Annotated in this window: 20 protein-coding genes; 5 read left to right on the top strand and 15 right to left on the bottom strand. The window is 38.0% G+C overall.

All coding sequences use genetic code 11. The annotated features are described in order from the left end of the window. Nucleotide 1 precedes the first annotated feature (1 nt). From MY533_RS03720 to cyoE, 4 genes are all read right to left on the bottom strand, one after another. The gene (locus MY533_RS03720; protein ID WP_142507582.1) at nucleotides 2–628 is read right to left on the bottom strand and encodes a cytochrome c oxidase subunit 3; all 627 of its coding nucleotides are present in this window, start codon (nucleotides 626–628) and stop codon (nucleotides 2–4) included. Further along, nucleotides 628–2,511 carry a cytochrome c oxidase subunit I gene (gene ctaD / locus MY533_RS03715; protein ID WP_248718077.1) on the bottom strand — a complete coding sequence of 628 codons (1,884 nt, stop codon included), beginning with the start codon at nucleotides 2,509–2,511 and terminating at the stop codon, nucleotides 628–630. The genes MY533_RS03720 and ctaD overlap by 1 nt, the downstream gene beginning before the upstream one ends. A gap of 41 nt (nucleotides 2,512–2,552) precedes the next feature. Beyond that, nucleotides 2,553–3,641 carry a cytochrome c oxidase subunit II gene (gene coxB, locus MY533_RS03710; RefSeq protein WP_132357630.1) on the bottom strand — a complete coding sequence of 363 codons (1,089 nt, stop codon included), beginning with the start codon at nucleotides 3,639–3,641 and terminating at the stop codon, nucleotides 2,553–2,555. 100 nt (nucleotides 3,642–3,741) lie between these two features. Next, entirely contained in the window at nucleotides 3,742–4,659 is a 918-nt protein-coding gene (gene cyoE, locus MY533_RS03705) for a heme o synthase (protein WP_132357632.1), read from the bottom strand. Nucleotides 4,660–4,996: 337 nt separating this feature from the next. On the opposite strand from cyoE, the gene MY533_RS03700 reads away from it, so the two are divergent. Then, nucleotides 4,997–5,920 carry a COX15/CtaA family protein gene (locus MY533_RS03700; RefSeq protein WP_132357634.1) on the top strand — a complete coding sequence of 308 codons (924 nt, stop codon included), beginning with the start codon at nucleotides 4,997–4,999 and terminating at the stop codon, nucleotides 5,918–5,920. Nucleotides 5,921–6,287: 367 nt separating this feature from the next. On the opposite strand, the gene pyc is transcribed toward MY533_RS03700, so the two are convergent. Genes pyc through MY533_RS03685 form a run of 3 tightly spaced genes read right to left on the bottom strand, consistent with a single transcriptional unit; the run spans nucleotide 6,288 to nucleotide 11,258 of the window. After that, on the bottom strand, nucleotides 6,288–9,722 hold the full coding sequence (pyc, locus tag MY533_RS03695) for a pyruvate carboxylase (protein ID WP_248718076.1): 3,435 nt from the start codon (nucleotides 9,720–9,722) through the stop codon (nucleotides 6,288–6,290). Between the two features lie 12 nt (nucleotides 9,723–9,734). Continuing rightward, nucleotides 9,735–10,916, bottom strand: a complete 1,182-nt coding sequence (locus tag MY533_RS03690; protein ID WP_248718075.1) for an FtsW/RodA/SpoVE family cell cycle protein — start codon at nucleotides 10,914–10,916, stop codon at nucleotides 9,735–9,737. Nucleotides 10,917–10,976: 60 nt separating this feature from the next. Beyond that, nucleotides 10,977–11,258, bottom strand: a complete 282-nt coding sequence (locus MY533_RS03685) for an Fpa/YlaN family protein (RefSeq protein ID WP_053483432.1) — start codon at nucleotides 11,256–11,258, stop codon at nucleotides 10,977–10,979. Between the two features lie 182 nt (nucleotides 11,259–11,440). Here MY533_RS03685 and MY533_RS03680 point away from each other — a divergent pair, with 182 nt between their 5' ends. Both MY533_RS03680 and MY533_RS03675 read left to right on the top strand, forming a co-directional pair. Next, on the top strand, nucleotides 11,441–11,941 hold the full coding sequence (locus tag MY533_RS03680) for a molybdopterin-binding protein (RefSeq protein ID WP_248718074.1): 501 nt from the start codon (nucleotides 11,441–11,443) through the stop codon (nucleotides 11,939–11,941). An 11-nt stretch (nucleotides 11,942–11,952) separates the two neighbouring features. Further along, complete coding sequence (locus MY533_RS03675) at nucleotides 11,953–12,156, top strand: YlaI family protein (RefSeq protein ID WP_053483434.1); 204 nt, start codon at nucleotides 11,953–11,955, stop codon at nucleotides 12,154–12,156. A gap of 50 nt (nucleotides 12,157–12,206) precedes the next feature. Here MY533_RS03675 and MY533_RS03670 read toward each other — a convergent pair whose 3' ends face one another. The 6 genes from MY533_RS03670 to typA all read right to left on the bottom strand — a co-directional run bounded on the left by MY533_RS03670 (nucleotide 12,207) and on the right by typA (nucleotide 17,608). Beyond that, nucleotides 12,207–13,001, bottom strand: coding sequence for an ABC transporter permease (locus tag MY533_RS03670; RefSeq protein WP_248718073.1), 795 nt, complete (start codon nucleotides 12,999–13,001; stop codon nucleotides 12,207–12,209). Next, a complete protein-coding gene (locus tag MY533_RS03665; RefSeq protein ID WP_248718072.1) occupies nucleotides 12,994–13,761 on the bottom strand; it encodes an ABC transporter ATP-binding protein in 768 nt (255 codons plus the stop codon). Before MY533_RS03665 ends, MY533_RS03670 begins: the two co-directional genes overlap by 8 nt. Before the next feature lies 1 nt (nucleotide 13,762). Beyond that, nucleotides 13,763–14,758 carry an ABC transporter substrate-binding protein gene (locus MY533_RS03660; protein WP_248718071.1) on the bottom strand — a complete coding sequence of 332 codons (996 nt, stop codon included), beginning with the start codon at nucleotides 14,756–14,758 and terminating at the stop codon, nucleotides 13,763–13,765. 130 nt (nucleotides 14,759–14,888) lie between these two features. Then, a complete protein-coding gene (locus MY533_RS03655) occupies nucleotides 14,889–15,239 on the bottom strand; it encodes a hypothetical protein (RefSeq protein WP_248718070.1) in 351 nt (116 codons plus the stop codon). Nucleotides 15,240–15,334: 95 nt separating this feature from the next. Next, entirely contained in the window at nucleotides 15,335–15,733 is a 399-nt protein-coding gene (locus MY533_RS03650) for a YlaH-like family protein (RefSeq protein WP_248718069.1), read from the bottom strand. 30 nt (nucleotides 15,734–15,763) lie between these two features. Then, a complete protein-coding gene (typA, locus tag MY533_RS03645; protein WP_132357650.1) occupies nucleotides 15,764–17,608 on the bottom strand; it encodes a translational GTPase TypA in 1,845 nt (614 codons plus the stop codon). A 139-nt stretch (nucleotides 17,609–17,747) separates the two neighbouring features. Here typA and MY533_RS03640 point away from each other — a divergent pair, with 139 nt between their 5' ends. Continuing rightward, the gene (locus MY533_RS03640) at nucleotides 17,748–17,933 is read left to right on the top strand and encodes a DUF5325 family protein (protein WP_132357652.1); all 186 of its coding nucleotides are present in this window, start codon (nucleotides 17,748–17,750) and stop codon (nucleotides 17,931–17,933) included. A 44-nt stretch (nucleotides 17,934–17,977) separates the two neighbouring features. On the opposite strand, the gene MY533_RS03635 is transcribed toward MY533_RS03640, so the two are convergent. Continuing rightward, nucleotides 17,978–18,772, bottom strand: a complete 795-nt coding sequence (locus MY533_RS03635) for an inositol monophosphatase family protein (protein ID WP_248718068.1) — start codon at nucleotides 18,770–18,772, stop codon at nucleotides 17,978–17,980. 281 nt (nucleotides 18,773–19,053) lie between these two features. Continuing rightward, nucleotides 19,054–19,251 carry a hypothetical protein gene (locus MY533_RS03630; protein WP_132357656.1) on the bottom strand — a complete coding sequence of 66 codons (198 nt, stop codon included), beginning with the start codon at nucleotides 19,249–19,251 and terminating at the stop codon, nucleotides 19,054–19,056. 123 nt (nucleotides 19,252–19,374) lie between these two features. On the opposite strand from MY533_RS03630, the gene MY533_RS03625 reads away from it, so the two are divergent. After that, a complete protein-coding gene (locus MY533_RS03625) occupies nucleotides 19,375–20,001 on the top strand; it encodes a YktB family protein (RefSeq protein WP_248718067.1) in 627 nt (208 codons plus the stop codon). Nucleotides 20,002–20,297: the final 296 nt, after the last annotated feature.

Below are 20,297 nucleotides of genomic sequence, written 5' to 3'. Positions count from 1 at the left end.
ATTATCCGATCACTCCCATCAAGTATACTACTGTAAAGATGAATACCCAAACTACGTCGATAAAGTGCCAGTATAAAGCAGCCACGAAAAATTTAGGTGCATTGTATAAGTTAAGACCGCGCTTAGCATTACGTAGCATTAACGTAGCAAACCACACAAGACCTAATGTTACGTGGAAACCATGTGTACCAACTAAAGAATAAAACGCAGTTGAGAATGCAGATTGGTCAAATGTAAAACCAAGACCTACATAATGATTGAATTCATAGATTTCAAGACCTAAGAATCCAAGACCTAAAAGTAATGTAATACCAAACCAAGTTTGCATAGCTTTAAAGTTAAAGTTACGCATATGGTAAATGGCATAAACAGACGTTAGTGAAGATGTTAATAATAACATCGTCATAGCGAAAGCTAAAGGTAATTCAAATAAACCTTGTGTTGTGAACTCCATGCCAGCAGGCCCTTTGTTCTTAAGCGCTAGGTAAGTAGCGAATAAACTCGCGAAAAGTACAACTTCACAGGCAAGGAAAATCCAGAAACCAACAACTTTATTTTTCCCTTCCATCGTCGCTTGTTCAGGATGATCTGGCCAAGTATGAGGAGTAAATTTAGTATTGAAATCCATTATTTATTTCCTCCTTTGCCGTAAAGATGTTCTTCAATTTCAAGAATTTCTTCTTTGTGTAAGTGGAAACCGTGATCGTCCTTAACAGAACGGAAAATCATAGCACCGAATGTAATTGCAAGACCTGCAATTAAAACATAAATTGACCATGGTTTATCTGCATCTTGATTATAAAGAGCACCGAATGCTGCGATAAACAAGCCCATAGAAATAACAAATGGGATGGCTGAGTTGTTTGGCATATGAATATCACCGACTGGCTCAGCAAATGTAATTTCTTTATTACCTTCTTGCTTTTCAATCCACCATGGATCTAAACCACGAACAAGTGGTGTTTGACGGAAGTTATAGAATGGGATTGGTTGTGGAATTGACCATTCTAATGTACGTCCATCGCCCCATGGATCGCGACCTGCTGGTTTGCCTTTGATTGACATTAAGCAGTTGATTACCATTAAGATAACCCCTACACCCATCATTAATGCACCGATTGTAGAGATATAGTTAAACTGATCCCAACCTTGACCTTCTCTGTAAGTGAATACGCGACGTGGCATACCCATTAAACCTAAGAAGTGTTGAACGAAGAACGTTAAATGGAATCCAATAAAGAATACCCAGAAAGTAATTTTACCAAGTGTTTCGTTTAACATACGGTTGAAGAAAATTGGCCAGTAGAAGTGCGCTGAACCAAATAACGCTGTTACGATACCACCAACGATTACGTAGTGGAAGTGAGCAACGATAAAGTAAGAATCGTGTAATTGGTAGTCAAGAGGTGCAGATGCTTGCATTACCCCTGTAACACCACCCGCAACGAATGACGGGATGAAACCAAGTGCATAAAGCATTGGTGTTGTAACTTTAATAGATCCTCCCCAAATAGTTAAGATCCAGTTAAATACTTTCATACCTGTTGGAACGGCAATTGCCATTGTTGCAACAGCAAAGATTGCGTTTGCTGTTGGTCCAAGACCAACTGTAAACATGTGGTGAGCCCAAACCATGAACCCTAAGAAACCGATTAAAATTGTTGCGAATACCATTGAAGAGTATCCAAATAAACGTTTACGAGAGAACGCTGGGATAATCTCAGAGAATAAACCAAACGCTGGTAATACTAAGATATAAACCTCTGGGTGTCCGAAGATCCAGAATAAGTGTTCCCAAATAATTGTGTTACCACCCATAGTATGGTCAAAGAAGTTACCACCGAACATACGGTCAAATAACATCATTAATAAACCAATTGTTAATGGAGGGAATGCGAATAAAATTAATGCACTTGATACTAGCGCTGTCCAAGTGAATAATGGCATACGCATGAATGTCATACCTGGAGCACGCATCGTAATAATCGTAACAATAAAGTTAAGACCTGATATTAATGTACCCGCCCCTGAAATTTGTAAACCAAGAACATAGAAGTCAATACCATGTCCAGGAGAATATAAAGATAATGATGCGTAAGACGTCCAGCCCGCATCAGGCGCGCCACCCATAAAGAATGACAGGTGAAGGAATACTGCACCTAGGAAGAATAACCAGAACCCTAACGAGTTAAGGAACGGGAATGCTACGTCACGTGCACCAATTTGTAATGGTACAAGCATGTTCATAAATGCAAATAGTAATGGAGTCGCAGCTAGGAATAACATTGTTGTTCCGTGCATTGTTAATAATTGATTGAAAAAACCAGCTGAGACGAAATCGTTATTTGGTTGCATTAATTGAATACGCATTAATAACGCTTCAAAACCAGCGATAGCGAAGAACAATGTACCGGCTAATAAATACATTACTGCTAACTTTTTATGGTCAACAGTTGTAATGTAGTCCCAGACAGTTGCTCCAAAGCCCTTTTTCTGTGTGTATGAGCTCACAACTTTTACCTCCCTCAAAGTTTGTTACATTAAAGTTAAAATCATTTCTCAACAGATAAGCCCATGATATAAGTTGCTAGAGCTTGAATTTCTTCGTCAGATAAATCGCCATAAATCGGCGCAGTACCTTCTGGGTTCATCATTAAGTTACCTGGCTTGAATTGCTCAGGATTCTTAATCCAAGCTTTTAAGTTTTCTTCATCATGATCTAAGAAACCAGCGACACGGTTACGGTCACCAAATGTAGTTAAGTTAGGACCTTTTGAACCTGGACCGCTTGTACCAGATACAGCATGACAACCCATACAGCTATTAGCAAATGTTGCCTCGCCTAGATCAGCTGAAGTTTTGTCTGGCATTTTTTTATCTGTTGCTTTCATTGAAGCTACCCATGCGTCGAATGCATCTGGGCTTAATGCTTTAACTTTGAAGTCCATTAGAGCGTGTGAAGGACCACATAACTCAGCACATTTACCATAGAATACGCCGTCTTTAAGGTCTTTTGATTCTTTATCGAATTCTAGATAGAACTTGTTTAAGTTATCAACGTTCGTATCCATTTTACCGCCTATAGCAGGAATCCAGAATGAGTGCTTAACATCGGCAGCTTTTAAGTTAAAGTAAACTTTTTGACCTGTTGGTACAACTAATTCTTGTGCAGTTACAATACCTTGGTTAGGGTATTCAAACTCCCACCAATATAAATTTGCAGTTACATTTACAGTAAGTGCTGTTTTGTCACCGTTTTCATCTACTTCGTCCATCGCAGCAACATCTGCAAATTTGTAAGTAGCCGTAACGACTGGTACAGCTAAGATTAATAATAAAATAATTGGAATAACTGTCCAAATTATTTCAAGAGTGTGACTTCCTTCTACTTGCTTAGGAATAACGTTTTCGCCAACTTTTGAACGGCGGAATTTTAAGAATGCAAGTAAATAGATAACGGATACTACTACTACAACTAACGTCATAATTCCAGTAGCTAGCATTAATAGATTGAATTGTTCTTTACCTACTTGACCAGATGGTTTCAGTGCAGAAATATAATCTTCACCACAACCAGAAAGGAAAACCATCATCACTGCTAGTAGTGAAAAAAGACGCCATTTTTTAAGCCCTTTCATCATAGCTTAATTAAACCCCTCTTTCTTTGTTGTATTTTTCATGTGACCTAGGAAATAAGTTCTGTCTATATGAATTCTTTAGGAAAAGAAAGAATTCCTAAATTTAGCTAAACAACGCAAAAATTATGATGGCTACAAATAGTATGGTCATATGATTCAAAGAATAGATAAACATTTTATTTGCCCATTTCATATCATCTTTTGTGGTAAAGCCTTTAAAAGCTAGAATCAACCAGCCTAAATTCAATGCAGTGGCAAGAATTAAGAAGCCAACACCAAGCTCTGGTAAAAGGAATGGTAATGGTAATAATAAAAGAATCCAGAAAAACATTGAGTACTTTGTACGTTTAAATCCTTTTACTACAGGTAGCATTGGTATATTAGCTGCACGATATTCCTCAGTACGTTTCATAGCAAGTGCATAAAAATGCGGTGGTTGCCATACAAACATGATAAGGAATAGGGCAAGTGCTCCAGGACCTAATGCAGGTTCAACCGCTGCAAACCCAATAACTGGTGGGATCGCCCCTGAAATACTTCCTACAACCGTGTTACTAACATGCTTCCTCTTTGACCACATTGAGTACAGAACGACATAAGCAAATATCCCTACTAGTCCCCACATGCCGGCCGCAAACGATGCCGCAAATAACAAAATTTCACCTACAATTAAAAATGAGAGGGCAATAGTCAATACAAAATTCGGCTTAAATCTACCCGTTACTGTCGGTCTACCCTTAGTTCTTTTCATGATTGGATCAATATCCTGATCAATAAAGTTATTCATTGCGCCTGATCCACCTATAATTAATGCCGCACCTAGCATGGTGAATAATATGACATCAAGCTCTTGCAAGAAGTGTCTACTAGTAAATTGAAATGCCAGCCACATCCCTGTAAACGTTGTGACAAGATTCGAGTTAACGATTCCAATTTTTATTAGTGCTAAGAAATCTTTTACAACAGATGTTGATGCTGGTCCACTATTTCTAGTAGCCGTCAGAGCACGACCGTTTGACATTGATACCTTCTCCTTTCATTTTTGTAAGCATATTCCGCTACCAATTACTATAGCGAAATTTGCGATTGATTTCTAGACATTAAGTGAAATTTAGATGAAGTTGTAAAAATTAGCTTTGTCTAGAAATATATTAAAAACAACATATCTATAGTAAAACATTTTCTAAAATGAATTGTGAAGGTTAGAGTACGAAATTATGAACAATTTGTGAAATGGAATCAACATCTAATACTCCCTACTCTTTACAAGTTGTATTTTAATTGTATTTTCGATATTATCTAGTAGCAGAAACATTACTTTCATGTAATGTCCATAGATAAAGTAGGTGACTCATTTTATGCAACAAAACAGGTATATGAAATGGTTTGCTGTTGCCGCTACAGTTGGAATGCTCCTTGTTTTACTAGGCGGGGCACTTGTTACTAAAACAGATAGTGGTTTAGGCTGTGGTCGAAACTGGCCTGATTGCAATGGTTCTCTTATTCCAAAAGAAATTACACCAGCAATCTTAATTGAATTTTCACATCGTCTTATAACTGGGGTCGTATCTATTTCTATTCTTGCGTTAACAGTTTGGACATGGCGTAAACTCGGCCATATTCGCGAAGTAAAATTATTAGGTTTCTTAGCAATGTTTTTCTTAATCGCACAAGCTCTTATCGGAGCAGCTCAAGTGTTGTGGGGACAAGGTGATTTCATATTAGCGCTCCACTTTGGGATTTCTCTTATTTCCTTTGCTGCTGTTCTCCTCCTTTCTATGATTGTATTTGAAGTCGATCGCAAATTTGATGCCGATAACGTTTTTATTGGAAAAAAACTACGTTGGCATACAATTGCTGTCACAATTTATTCTTATTTAGTCGTTTATACAGGGGCGCTTGTTCGTCATACAGATGCAAGCTTAATATGTCCTGACTGGCCATTTTGCTATAACGATACACCATTCGCAGCTTTTAATAATATGTACGAATGGGTGCAAATGGGGCATCGACTAGCCGTTCTTATCTTTTTCATTTGGATTGCATACATAACGTGGCACGCTGTAAAAGAATATAAACATCAACGTGTAATTTACTATGGCTGGATTATTGCCTTTACTATAGTAATTTTACAAGTAATTGCTGGTATGCTAGTAGTTCTAACAAAATTGAATTTAACAGTCGCATTACTTCATTCATTATTTATTTCAATGCTGTTTGGTCTACTTTGCTATATGGTAATGCTAGTTGCACGTAGCAATTATAATGAAAAAAACAAATAATAGTAGAAAAAGATTCGCCATATTTTTCAATGGCGAATCTTTTTATTATCAAACGCTTCTATCCAATAATATGTCAAAAAATCGACAAGTTTATTATTAAAAAATAGTAATATTTATTGGTAGATGGATGTCGATAAACATTAAAAGTTGGGTGATAAAACGTGAAAGTTAGTCGATAAAACGCGAAAGTTAGTCGATAAAATTCAAAAGTTGGGCGATAAGCGTTCAGATAACCTGTGATACCGCCTTTGTGACCAGCATCATTGCACGTCTCCAGGAAATCAACCCTACATTTTGATAATGTAGCACAATAAAAAAGGTTATTAGTATGCTATAAAAGCCATCTAATAACCTTCTTTTTTATCAATTATTCAATTTCAATTAACAAATCACCCGTTGAAATGGCGTCGCCCGCACTTGCGTATACTTCTTTCACGATGCCATCTTTTGGTGCTTGGACAGTCGTTTCCATTTTCATTGCTTCAGTAATTAATAAGTGATCCCCACGTTTTACATGACTTCCTTTCGATACGACTACCTTTAAGACCGTACCTGGCATCGTTGCGCCAATTTGGTTTGGATTACTTGGATCAGCCTTTAATGCCAAGCTACCATCTACTTCGACAGTCATATCTTGAATCACTAGTTCACGGGATTGACCGTTTAGCTCAAAGTAAATAACACGCGTACCATCGTGCTGTGGTTCACCAATGGAAACAAGTTTAATTATTAGTGTTTTTCCTTTTTCGATCTCGACTTCAATTTCTTCGCCTAGTTTTAACCCATAGAGGAATGTTGGCGTATCTAATACCGAAATATTGCCGAATGAGTTCACTGTTTTTGCATACTCTTCAAACACTTTTGGATACAAAGCAAACGCTAGCACATCCTGTTTCGTCACGGCACGATTTAATTTTTCCTCAAGCACCGCCTCTAGTTGCTCAAAATTCACAGGCTCCAATAGCTCACCAGGACGTACTGTAATTGCTTCACGATCCTTTAATACTACCTTTTGCAGTGCCTCTGGGAAGCCACCATGAGGTTGTCCTAAATAACCCTGGAAGAACTCAATCACGGAATCTGGGAAGTCGATAGTTTGCCCTCTTGTCAGTACAGACTTTTCATCTAAATCATTTTGTACCATAAATAACGCCATATCGCCGACTACTTTCGATGATGGGGTTACTTTGACAATATCGCCAAATAGAAGGTTTACACGGGAATACATGTGCTTCACTTCTTCCCATCTGTCACCTAGGCCAACTGCTTTGGCCTGTTGCTGCAAGTTACTGTATTGACCACCTGGCATCTCGTGGACATAAATTTCAGAATGCGGGCTAATCATGCCGCTTTCAAAATCCTTATAATATTTACGCACATCTTCCCAATAGTACGATAACTTTTCAAGCGCATCGATATCGGCACGAACGTTACGCTTATTACCCTTCATAGCATAGTACAAGGAGTTGGCGCTTGGCTGGGACGTTAAACCTGCCATCGAACCGAGCGCCGTATCAATGATATCCACTCCTGCCTCAATCGCCTTGGCATATAAATAAATACCATTGCCACTTGTATCATGCGTATGCAAATGGATTGGTAGGCTTGTCGTCTCTTTCAACTCGGAAATTAAACGATAGGCTGCCTCTGGTTTCAATAAGCCAGCCATATCTTTTATCGCTAAAATATGGGCACCTGCTGCCTCTAACTCCTTTGCCATCTCCTTGTAGTATTGAACTGAATATTTCGCTCTTGTTTGATCAAAAATATCTCCTGTGTAACAGATCGCAGCTTCAGCAATTTTACCTGATTGACGTGCAGCATCAATGGCTACTTCCATTCCTTTAATCCAGTTCAAGCTATCGAAAATACGGAAAACATCAATGCCTGATGCCGCTGATTCAGCGATAAATTCACGAATTAAATTGTCTGGATAGTTTGTGTAACCAACTGCATTCGCACCACGTAATAACATTTGGAATAGTACATTCGGTACTTGTTCGCGCAGCTTGGCAAGACGCTCCCATGGATCTTCTTTTAAGAAACGGTAAGCCACATCAAACGTCGCGCCTCCCCACATTTCCAGTGAGAAGAAGTCATGCATCATACGCGCTGTTGCATCTGCAATTCCGAACATATCTTGTGAACGTACACGTGTCGCAAGAAGTGATTGGTGCGCATCTCGGAAAGTTGTATCCGTTAATAGCACATCCTCTTGCTCTAGAATCCATTTCACTAGCCCGTCTGCTCCTTGGGCATCTAAAATTTGCTTTGTTCCCGCCGGAGGAACGATTAGTTTATCGACTTTTGGGATGCTCGGCTGTACAAAAATTGGTTTCGCCTTCTGCTCTACGCCAGGGAAGCCATTTAATGTCACATTCCCAATATAGCTTAAGAGCTTTGTCCCACGGTCTTTGCGCTCAGGGAAAATGAATAGCTCAGGTGTTGTATCGATAAAGCTTGTATCAAATTCTCCGGTTAAAAATTTCTCGTGCGTCACGACATTATTTAAGAATGGGATATTCGTTTTCACCCCACGAATACGGAACTCTTTTAAATTTCGATCCATTTTTGCTGCGGCTTCTTTAAACGTCATTCCTGTCGTTGAAATTTTCACTAGCAATGAATCATAGTACGGTGTTACTATAGCCCCTTGGAAGCCATTTCCGGCATCTAATCGAACGCCGAAGCCACCGCTTGAACGGTATACCATAAGCTTCCCCGTATCTGGCATAAAGTCATTAGCCGGGTCTTCCGTTGTGACACGCGCTTGAATCGCATAGCCAATCATTGGAACATCTGCCTGCTGTGGAATGTGGATTTCCTCACTATGCAGTCCGTAGCCTGCTGCTACTTTAATTTGGGCGTGTACAATATCAACACCAGTAATCATTTCAGTAATCGTATGCTCTACTTGAATACGAGGGTTAACTTCGATGAAGTAAAAATCCTCGCCTGCAACTAAAAACTCTACTGTCCCCGCATTTATGTATGAGACATTTTTCATTAATTGAACCGCCGCATCGCAAATTCGGCTTCTTAAATCTTCCGAAATTGAATTCGATGGTGCGATTTCAACAACCTTTTGATGACGACGTTGAATCGAGCAATCACGTTCATATAAATGAATGATATTACCTTGTTGGTCGCCTATAATTTGGACTTCAATATGCTTTGGCTTAATAATAGCCTTTTCTACATATACCTCATCAGAGCCAAATGCTGCCTTCGCCTCTGATTTTGCACGTTCATAGGAGGAAGCTAACTCCTCTTCTGTATGAACAAGACGCATTCCACGACCACCGCCGCCTAATGCTGCCTTAATCATAATTGGATAGTCGTATGCGCTAGCAAAAGCCTCTACCTCTGCTAAATTATTTACTGGACCATCTGTACCAGGAATAACAGGAATGCCTGCAGAAATTGCTTGTTCACGCGCCTTCACTTTATCTCCAAACATATCTAAATGCTGAGAAGTCGGTCCAATGAAGACAATCCCCTCTTCTTCACATCGACGTGCAAACTCTACGTTTTCCGATAAAAAACCATAACCCGGATGAATCGCATCAACATTAGCATCTTTGGCAATTGTAATAATGCCCTCTATATCTAGATAAGCATCAATTGGTTTCTTGCCAGCCCCCACTAAATAAGCCTCATCTGCTTTAAAACGATGAAATGCACCACTATCCTCCCGCGAATAAATGGCTACTGTTTGGATATTCAACTCCGTACATGCACGGAAAATACGAATTGCAATTTCTCCTCGATTGGCTACGAGAATTTTTTTCATTGACTCCATTGATATCCCCCTTTATGATTGTGTCTTTTTCCTTTCTACCTTTTCAAACATAGAAACATTGATTAATATTCCCATCGCTAAAGATAGAATAATTATAGATGTCCCGCCATAGCTAATAAAAGGTAACGTTACACCGGTTAACGGGATTAACCCAGTTACACCCCCAAGATTGATAAACGTTTGCCAGCCAATCCAGCTCGCAATACCTGCCGTAATCATACGTGCTAGTGGATCTTTCGTGCGTAATGCAATCGAAAACCCTTTATATACAATAAATCCTAAACCACATAATACGATCAGAACTCCCTTAATCCCGAGTTCCTCCATAATAATCGCCATAATAAAATCGGTTTGTGGTTCAGGCAAATACCCCAATTTTTGAATCGATTGACCGAGACCTCTTCCTCCTAAACCGCCTCCACCAATTGCATAATAACTATTGACAACTTGGTGACCACTACCATCTTCGTAATTAAATGGGTTTATATAGGATTTAATACGACCTAAACGGTTATCAGTTAACATGCTACCTTTAAACAGCAATAGTATACCAAAGATGGCTCCCCCAAACGCGCCCAATACCCCAAAAAACTTCCAAAACGTTTTAAAGGGAATGCCACTCGCTGCAACTACACAAACAGCAATGCCACAAAGAATAATGCTCGCTCCCAAATCGGTTTCAAATGCTACACCAGCAACAACAAGAATCCAGAGGAATATTGGATAAAATATTTCTGTTGGTTGTAGCTTTTCAAATGTATATTTTTGTCCTTTCCGATAAAAAGCAGCAGCAAAATATAAAATGATAAATAGCTTCGCATATTCAGAAGGCTGAAAGTTCCCTAGACCGGGAACTTGTATCCAACTTTTGGATCCTACTCCTATTTCATCATTACCAGCAACTTTTACCCAAGTAAATAGCACAACTAGTACAGCCGTAAGTAACAACATTACTTTTTTATTTGCATAATGCTTATAAGGGAAAAAAGCTGCTACTAAAAATCCAAGAAAAGCTACAGTTAAATTGATTATTTGCTTGTGATAAAAATAGTCTGGTGATTGCCCTTTTATTGCAATTGCTACCATCATACTTGAGCTATAAATCATTACTAATCCAAATAAACTTAACAATAGTACAGTAAAAAATAATGGGTAATCAAAGTTTTGTGCATAACGTTTTAAGTATTGTTTCATCGGAAAACCTCATTCTAGAAAAAAAACTCAAATCGCAAATTGCGTTTGAGTTTTTTCTTTTTATTTGTCTGTATACGCGTCATGTAGTACAGAAAGCTCTTTCTCGAGTGAATCGAGAATTTCTTTGCCTTTTTCGCGATCAATGAGTCCAAGCTTCACAGCAAAGTCAATTTCACGTGAAAGGCCGAACATTTGTGTATCTAATACTTCTTCATATAAAGGGCATTGTGGCATTGTTAAATGATCCATTTGTACTCGAATGAGGCGAGCAATTTTATCTGCATCAGCAACTAAAAGCTCCAAAGCCTTCTCCTGAAAAGAAGTTTGTGATTTAGTATCCATGAGGACGCCCCCATTATCTGATATTTCTTCGATTCTATCTTAATAAAGTTTATCTTTTAGTCGTTAAAAATGCAAGTGTCTACATTGGAAAATAGAGAAATCGAATTATATTTCTTTATTATCTCTAGTCATTAGCGTTATACTATTTCATGGATATACAAGATTTGAGGAGGATTTCTATAATGGAAACAATAATTCCTATCAAGGGCGCAGTTACATTCCAACTAACATTAGATCCCACTGTTTGGATTTTCGATGATCGTAAATTAGATTTAAAAACGTACTTCGATGCAAAAGAAGTTGAGGAAGATTCGGATATTAAATATATGCGTGAAGTAGGGGCTCACTGGTCGCGTGAGATTATGGAAGGAGCTACTTTCCCACCAACATTGAAATCAGAACGAAAATTTGACCGCAAAGGGATGGAAACAGGTACTTTTGGGATTGAATTAAGTCACTTCTTGAAAAATGCTGAGATTAAACCTGAAGCAACAACAATCGTCATTGAATGTGAAGATAGTAAAGAATATTCATTTACAATTGAAGAAGCTTACACATTAATTTTAAAATACAGCCAAGATGGCAAGCCATTAACAGAAGATGGCCCTGTTCATGTGCTATTTAGAGACGGTTCAAATGTAGACAACCCTATCAAAAATATAGTAGCAATTCGTGCTGAGTAGGAGGGAATGCAATGCGCGTAAAATGCGTTATTTGCGATACAATTAACAATTTAGATGATAATTTACCGTTAGCAAAAAAATTACGCAATCGACCAATTCATACGTACATGTGCGGTACTTGCCATGATCGTATTGAAGAAAATACCGTTGCACGCATTGAAACAGGAAATTTCCGTTTTTATCGTACTTCACCACAAATGGATAAAGAATTTTAACAGCAACAAAAGGAGGTGGCTCATTATATTTGAGACACCTCCTTTGTCGTCTAACCATTGTTTTTTACAATCGCCTTCTCAATCAACTCGACAACCTGATACATAATCGTCGCAAAAAAAGCGATGATGAGAAGTGACATTAGCACAAGATTAAAATTAAACACTTGGAAGCCATAAATAATTAAATAACCTAGCCCTTTTGAAGCAACTAAAAATTCACCTACAATAACACCTACCCAAGAAAGTCCTACATTTACTTTCAAAGTAGAAATAATCGTTGGAAATGAAGCAGGTAAAATGACTTCCCTAAATATTTGCCATCTAGTTGCCCCAAAAGTTTGTAATACTTTGCTATAGTTCGGATCTACCCCTTTAAAAGCTGTATAAACTACGATGGTTGTAATAATGATTGAAATCAACGCACCCATCGCTATAATTGAAAAATACCCCGGACCAAGAGCGACTATTAAAATTGGTCCTAAAGCAACTTTCGGCATGGCGTTTAAAATAACTAAATATGGATCTAGTACCTTCGATAGCATCGGTGACCACCACAATACAATTGCTATTAAAGTGCCTATTAATGTACCAGCAATAAAGCCAATGATTGTTTCCATTAACGTAACACCAACGTGCAGTGTTAACGAACCATCGCTCACTTTTTCTATTAATGTGTGCCATACCTGCGTTGGTGAACTAAAAATTAAACGGTCAATCCATCCAAATCTTGAAAGAAGCTCCCACCCACAAAAAAATACGAGTAAGATGATAAGCTGATATAATCGAACATAGCGCTTTTCTTTTTTTAACATTTGCAGATACTGTTTAAATAAAGCATTATCCAAGACTCTCCAGCTCCTTCCAAATAGTTTGGAATATATCTGAATATGCTGGATGCTGTCGAACATCAAAAGGTGAAAGCTCTTGTAACTCCGCAGGTATGTCAAAAACTTTATGCAATGTACCTGGATTTGCCGAGAATAGAAATACCCGTTCACTCATCGCAATGGCTTCACCAATATCATGCGTTACAAGAACTGCAGTTTTTTGATAGGCCTTTAACGTTTCAACAACCAAATCCTCCAGTTTTAATTTAGACTGATAATCAAGTGCCGAAAACGGTTCATCTAGCAATAAAATTTTAGGGTCCACCGCTAAAGTTCTTGCCAGCGCTACTCGTTGACGCATGCCACCTGATAACTCTCTCGGATAATTATTCCCTACATGCGGTAAACCAATTTCTCGCAAAAGCGCATTTGCAGTTACTTTATGCGTTTTAGTACTTCGCTCCATGATTTTCAAACCAATCGTGACATTTTCCTCAATAGTCTTCCATGGGAATAAATAATCTTGCTGAAGCATGTAACCAATGAGAGACTGATTGTGTGATGAAATTTCCTCACCATCAATGTAAACCTTACCCTCTGTAGACGAAAACAAGCCCGCAATAATTGATAATAACGTCGTTTTCCCACATCCGCTAGGTCCTATAAAAGAAACAAACTCACCTTCACGAATTTCCAAATTTATATCCTGTAAAACATCCTTAGCCTGCGTTTTCGAAAAATAACTATGGTGAATATTTTCTACTTTTAAAAATTCCATATTACTCAGCTGCCTTTTTAGCATAGGTTGTATTCACAAGCTTTTCATAATCTACCCGTTGAGGAAGTTCACCTGCTTCCTCCATGATCTTTTGCAAGTTATCCCATTCCCCCTTATCCAAAATAGGATCTGTAGCATAGGAACCTTGTGATTTATAACGCTCAACCACTGTTTCAATCAAGCCAACATCTACATTTTCAAAATATGGCTGAATAATTTTCGCTATTTCGGCCGGACTCGCTTTTTGTACAAAATCCTGTGCTCGTTTCAAAGCATTTGTAAAGCCTTGAACTGTCTTCGCATTGTCTTTTAAATAGCTACTTTTCGCCATAAACGATGTATAAGGTAATTGTCCCGATTCAGTACCAAATGAAGCGACAATATAACCTTTACCTTCTTTCTCAAACATACTAGCTTGTGGTTCAAATAGCTGTACATAGTCCCCTGTTCCAGAAGCAAAGGCAGTAGCAATATTTGCAAAATCAATGTTTTGAATAAGTTTTAAATCATTGGTAGGGGCAATACCATGTTTTTTCAAGACGAACTCACCAGCCATTTGCGGCATCCCACCTTTACGTTGACCTAAAAATGTAGAGCCTTTTAACTGATCCCATGAAAAGTTATCCATCTTATTACGTGCCACTAAAAATGTGCCATCTGTTTGAGTTAACTGCGCAAAATTTTGAATCGGGTCATTGGCGCCTTGGAGCGTAACATAAATAGAAGTTTCCGATCCAACTAAGGCGATATCAATGCCATCAGAAAGTAGCGCCGTCATCGTCTTATCGCCACCTGCAATTGTTTGTAGTTCAACGGAAAGCCCTTCATCCTTGAAGTACCCTTTTTCAAGTGCTACATACTGCGGCGCATAGAAAATCGAGCGCGTTACTTCCCCAACTTTGACCTTTTCAAGCTCCGTTTTATTATTACACGCCGTCAAAGAAAGGAGTAACAAAGCAATAACACTAAATAGCAAACCTTTTTTAAGCCACCGCATTTCATTTCCTCCTTGATTGATGAAAATAAGCCTATCGACATTAACTTATTCATATCAGGAAGGTTCGGTGCCTATATTTTAAAATTGTTCAATACCAAATGTATGGAGGACGTTCAATTCGTCACTTTGGCTATTCTTTCCGTCGCTTCGATTGTCCTATCCGTCGCTCCGCTATCCTTTCCGTCGCTTCGACTATTCTTTCCGTCGTTCCAGTTGTTCTTTCCGTCGCTCCAGCTTTTCTTTCCGTCGCTTCGGCCATTCTTTCCGTCGCTTCGACTATTCTTTCCGTCACTTCGATTCTTTCCGTCGTTCCAGTTATTCTATCCGTCGCTCCAGCTATTCTTTCCGTCGCTTTGGCTATTCTTTCCGTCACTTCGGCCATTCTTTCCGTCGCTTCGATTCTATCCGTCGCCCCAGCTATTCTTTCCTTCACTTCGATTGTTCTATCCGTCGCTCCAGCTATTCTTTCCATCACTTTCATTTCTAAGAGCTCAATGTAAAAATACTACTTTTTAAACGAAAAAAACAGCCTTAGCGATTCTACGCTAAGACTGTTTCAATTAAGGTAAAGTTATTTCACTGATTAGTAGCTTGTTGCTCTTCTCTTTTTTCACGCCATAAACGTGTTTTATAGACAATTAAAATCAACGCAGCCACTATGAGCCCTTCTACCATCGGAAGATATAATGCAAAAAATGTTAATATTATACATCCTAAAAACAGGAAAATATAAATAACGATATTTTGTGATAGTTTTAATTTCTTTGCAAAGCCTAGTTTATAAACAAGTGCAGAGAGCAAAAACACTAGAGCAAACAGAACATAGCCTGCAATATCATAGTTCGGTAAGTTTTCATATAAAAAACGTGTTATCCCTGCCATTTTTTTATAGGCTTCAGCTGTTTCCTCTGCGTTTGTTTGTGCAGCAACTTGAATAACATTTAGTTCACCTAATAAAGCGGACTTAATATCCAAGACTCATCTTCCTTTCGTGGAAGCAAAAAATTATTTATCAGCGTTTTTTAATTTTTTCGCTGCTTTCTCACGTTCGTTTTTGTCTAGAATTTGTTTACGAAGGCGAATAGATTCTGGTGTGATTTCTAGGTACTCATCATCAGTTAAAAATTCTAATGCTTCTTCTAGTGTTAATAAACGCGGCTTTTTAATTACGTTTGTCGCATCTTTTGTAGCAGAACGAACATTCGTTTTTTGCTTCATTTTTGTAATGTTTACAGTGATATCATTATCACGTGTATTTTCACCAACAATCATACCTTCATAAATTTCAGTACCTGGTTCTACAAATAGTGTACCACGGTCTTCTACTTGCATCATACCATAAGTTGTCGATTTACCTGTTTCCATTGATACAAGTACACCTTGGTGACGACCACCAATACGACCTGGAATATATGGTTGGTAGCAATCGAAAGTATGGTTGATGATACCGAAACCTTTAGTCATTGACATGAATTCAGTTGTATAACCGATTAAACCACGTGCAGGTACTAAGAATGTTAAACGAACTTGGCCATTGCCATTGTTAATCATATCTAACATTTCACCTTTACGAGTACCGATTGATTCGATAATTGATCCAACATTTTCTTCTGGTACATCAATTTGTACACGTTCAAATGGCTCACATTTCACGCCATCAATTTCACGAATGATTACTTGTGGTTTTGATACTTGTAGCTCAAAGCCCTCACGACGCATATTTTCAATAAGGATAGATAGGTGAAGCTCACCACGTCCAGAAACAGTCCAAGCATCCGGAGAATCTGTATCTTCAACGCGTAAAGAAACGTCTGTTTGAAGTTGTGAACGTAAGCGCTCCTCTACTTTACGTGCTGTTACAAATTTACCTTCACGACCTGCGAATGGTGAATTGTTTACTAAGAACGTCATTTGTAAAGTTGGTTCATCAATACGTAACGGTGTTAAAGCTTCTTGGTGTTCAACAGGACACACAGTTTCACCAACGTTGATGTCTTCCATACCTGAAACGGCAATTAAATCACCAGCTTTTGCTGATTGAATTTCTTCACGTTTTAAGCCAAAGAAGCCAAAGATTTTTGTAACACGGAATTGTTTTACTGTTCCATCTAATTTCATAAGTGCTACTTGTTGACCTACTTCGATTGTACCACGGAATACACGTCCGATACCGATACGACCTACGTAATCATTATAGTCAAGTAAAGCTACTTGGAATTGTAATGGGTCTGCTGAATTATCAACAGGTGCTGGAATAGATTCGATTACCTTCTCAAATAGACATTGCATGTTTTCTTCTTGTTTCGCTGGATCTGCATCAAGTGAAGCAGTACCATTTACCCCAGATGCATAAACAACAGGGAAGTCTAATTGATCGTCATCTGCACCTAGCTCGATGAATAATTCTAATACTTCATCTACTACTTCTAGTGGACGAGCTGAGTCCTTATCTACTTTATTAACAACCACAATTGGTGTTAATTTTTGTTCTAACGCTTTTTTTAGTACGAAGCGTGTTTGCGGCATACAACCTTCATACGCATCGACAACTAGTAAAACGCCATCTACCATTTTTAAAATACGTTCTACCTCACCGCCAAAGTCGGCGTGTCCAGGCGTATCAAGGATGTTGATACGAGTTCCGTTATAATTTACTGCAGTATTTTTCGCTAAAATTGTAATACCACGTTCACGTTCAATATCATTAGAGTCCATTGCACGTTCTTCAACATGTTCGTTTGAACGGAATGTACCCGATTGTTTTAGTAATTGGTCGACTAAAGTAGTTTTACCATGGTCAACGTGTGCGATAATTGCGATATTGCGAAGATCTTGACGTAAGTTTGTCATTATTCCACTCCATATTCTTTTTTCGAATGTTTAACTGTGATATTATAGCACAAGAAGGATAGAAATGTCCTTATTAGAATTTACATCATTCTAAAAAAATATATTTGCATTATAAATTTTTTATATAGGAGGCTCGGCTATGAATCGTGCAAAATTCGTAATGGCGGTTTACGCATTAGCGGCTGTTTTAGCAATGTGTTCTATCGGATATTCCGTGGCAGTTAGTAGTTGGTTAGGTATAATAGCAGGCATTATGGCTACTTGTGTCATCTTCATGACAGCCTTTAAAATGAAACGTAAACTACGTGAGCAAGGACTACTTTAATCGCACAAAGGAGCCTGTCTAAACAATAGACATGGCTCCTTTTATTATTCATAAGGCACAATATATTTTTCTAATAACTCTTTGTGTATAGAAGGATTGGCAATAATAAACGTATCCTGATGCAAGAAATCAAAGTCTTCCCCATGTAAATTAGTGGTAATAGCACCAACTTCCTTAGCGATAATCGTTCCTCCAGCAATATCCCACGGCGATAGTCGCATAGACACATAAGCATCTAATTTACCACTGACAACAAACGCTATTTCCATTGCAGCTGAACCATAAGACCTCGTTCCACGTACTTTTCTAACCATTTCAATTACTTTTTCATTGTGAATATGTCGATTTGGTGCTACCCAGTGAGCATTTATACCAATGACCGATTCTTCTATTTTAACTGACTGCAATTTACGTAATGGTGAGTCATTGTACCATGCCCCTTCACCTGCAATAGCATAAAATAAATCTTCACGCATGACATCAAATATGTAACCAAGCTTGCCTACCCCATTAATAAAAATACCGATAGAAATCATAAAATGACGATGTTGTTTCACAAAATTCATCGTGCCATCGATTGGATCAATAATCCATACAACACCTTCTAACGACTCTACCTTCTCTCCCATTCCCTCTTCCCCTAAAATTTTATGGGTCGGATCGAAACCTCGTATTTTTTCGATAAAGAATAATTCTGTTTCACGGTCAATATTTGTGACAAGGTCGTTTGCGCTTGATTTTGTCTCGATAACTAGATTGTACGAAAAGGCCTCTCGAATACGGCTACCCGCTTCATATATAATACTTTTCGCAAATTGATCAATTTGTTGTAAATCCATAAAAACCCACCCTTCGATTATAAGAAAAGGCCCTATGCTTTTAGCCTACATCACTAGTTCCTCTATTTCAGCGGATGTCTTTTGTACCGAAAGCGTAGCGACAGATACAGATGTTTGGACGCCCGCTGAAAGAAGTTAAAATTCTTTTTTGTTAATAATTCTTCCCTGAAAATATAACTTTGCATTATGATATATTGTCTATTTTACCCTTTATAGCAATAAAAATCACCTGCTGTCGGAATATTCAGCAAGTGATTTTTCAAATCGGTATATAATTTTCATTACGCATAGGCGTGCAAACTTTCAAGTTCCAGCTGAATTTCAACTAGACGCTTTTTACTTTTTTCAATTTCAAATTCATTTTTTTCATTCATTGCCGAGAATAGCGAGGCTAATTCATAATCTAATTCTAACTGCAAAATGTGTTCATATTGCTTTTCAATGTCGACTTTACGTATAATTTTTACGATTGGTTTCATAAAAATCACTTCCTTTTTTTATTTTTCACAAAAACTTATCACATTCGATAAAATGCTTGTTATAAGATTTTTTCCCATTTTCCTTATAAAATAAACCTTATAAATCGAAAGGAGTTCATAAAAATGCCGAAAATAAAGTGGACTAACAAAGACTTCAATGTTTTTCAAATAGACGGGCTAGAACAGAGAATGGATGCTTTAAATGAATGTGTACGACCAAAATTCCAATTGCTTGGAGAGGATTTTTCTTCCTTCTTTTCAAGTCAACTTGGAGAAGAATTTTATCCTCATGTTGCGAAGCATGCACGTAGAACAGTAAATCCCCCAAAGGATAGCTGGGTTGCATTCGCTCCGTACAAAAGAGGTTATAAATCATTACCTCACTTTCAGATTGGACTTTGGAGCACACATTTATTCATCGTCTTAGCTATTATTTATGAAGCACCACAAAAAAATGTGATGGCAGAACGTTTAATGGCCAACAAAGCAATGCTACAGCAGCTTCCTGATGATTTCATTGTCTCTGGAGATCACATGTCTCCAGCAGCTATCTCCTTGCAAGATGCAAAGGAAGACAAGCTAGACGAATTACTTATCCGTTTACGTGATGTTAAAAAAGGAGAATTTTTAGTAGGTCGTCATATTCCAAAAGATCAAGCTGTCAAGCTGTCAGCTAGCCAACTTCATCAATTAACGGAAGAAACCTTTAGCCTTTTACTCCCTATTTATAACATCATTGTTGGAAAATAAAGTTTGACGGATTGTGCTTTAAGCTCTGCACATAATAACTAAAACAGTTTTCAACGTTATTTATATATTGTGGAAAATTTTCGTTATTATTCCTAGCAAATGAAAATTTTTTTGAAGATTATTTGTGGATGAGGGTAAGAGGAAATCATTCCGGATTTTTTTGTTTATGTAGTATATGAAATAAGCCAATTTTTAACACAAACATAGTGTAAAATGGACGTGAGTATTTCTCGCGTCCACTTCCATGCTGATTCCACTCATCAACCGCTTCACGAAAGCTTTGAGGAATAAGCATC

It is taken from the genome of Lysinibacillus sp. Ag94 (assembly GCF_023242215.1).
Taxonomy (GTDB): Bacteria; Bacillota; Bacilli; order Bacillales_A; family Planococcaceae; genus Lysinibacillus.
Note: the sequence above shows the minus strand (reverse complement) of the source record. Positions and strands in the feature narration are given on the sequence as shown.

Bases quoted from the DNA above. Each gene is read 5' to 3' on its own strand.
- MY533_RS03720 (WP_142507582.1), bottom strand. From the start codon at position 628: ATGGATTTCAATACTAAATTTACTCCTCATACTTGGCCAGATCATCCT.
- coxB (WP_132357630.1), bottom strand. From the start codon at position 3,641: ATGATGAAAGGGCTTAAAAAATGGCGTCTTTTTTCACTACTAGCAGTG.
- cyoE (WP_132357632.1), bottom strand. From the start codon at position 4,659: ATGTCAAACGGTCGTGCTCTGACGGCTACTAGAAATAGTGGACCAGCA.
- MY533_RS03700 (WP_132357634.1), top strand. From the start codon at position 4,997: ATGCAACAAAACAGGTATATGAAATGGTTTGCTGTTGCCGCTACAGTT.
- pyc (WP_248718076.1), bottom strand. From the start codon at position 9,722: ATGGAGTCAATGAAAAAAATTCTCGTAGCCAATCGAGGAGAAATTGCA.
- MY533_RS03690 (WP_248718075.1), bottom strand. From the start codon at position 10,916: ATGAAACAATACTTAAAACGTTATGCACAAAACTTTGATTACCCATTA.
- MY533_RS03685 (WP_053483432.1), bottom strand. From the start codon at position 11,258: ATGGATACTAAATCACAAACTTCTTTTCAGGAGAAGGCTTTGGAGCTT.
- MY533_RS03680 (WP_248718074.1), top strand. From the start codon at position 11,441: ATGGAAACAATAATTCCTATCAAGGGCGCAGTTACATTCCAACTAACA.
- MY533_RS03675 (WP_053483434.1), top strand. From the start codon at position 11,953: ATGCGCGTAAAATGCGTTATTTGCGATACAATTAACAATTTAGATGAT.
- MY533_RS03665 (WP_248718072.1), bottom strand. From the start codon at position 13,761: ATGGAATTTTTAAAAGTAGAAAATATTCACCATAGTTATTTTTCGAAA.
- MY533_RS03660 (WP_248718071.1), bottom strand. From the start codon at position 14,758: ATGCGGTGGCTTAAAAAAGGTTTGCTATTTAGTGTTATTGCTTTGTTA.
- MY533_RS03655 (WP_248718070.1), bottom strand. From the start codon at position 15,239: ATGAAAGTGATGGAAAGAATAGCTGGAGCGACGGATAGAACAATCGAA.
- typA (WP_132357650.1), bottom strand. From the start codon at position 17,608: ATGACAAACTTACGTCAAGATCTTCGCAATATCGCAATTATCGCACAC.
- MY533_RS03640 (WP_132357652.1), top strand. From the start codon at position 17,748: ATGAATCGTGCAAAATTCGTAATGGCGGTTTACGCATTAGCGGCTGTT.
- MY533_RS03635 (WP_248718068.1), bottom strand. From the start codon at position 18,772: ATGGATTTACAACAAATTGATCAATTTGCGAAAAGTATTATATATGAA.
- MY533_RS03630 (WP_132357656.1), bottom strand. From the start codon at position 19,251: ATGAAACCAATCGTAAAAATTATACGTAAAGTCGACATTGAAAAGCAA.
- MY533_RS03625 (WP_248718067.1), top strand. From the start codon at position 19,375: ATGCCGAAAATAAAGTGGACTAACAAAGACTTCAATGTTTTTCAAATA.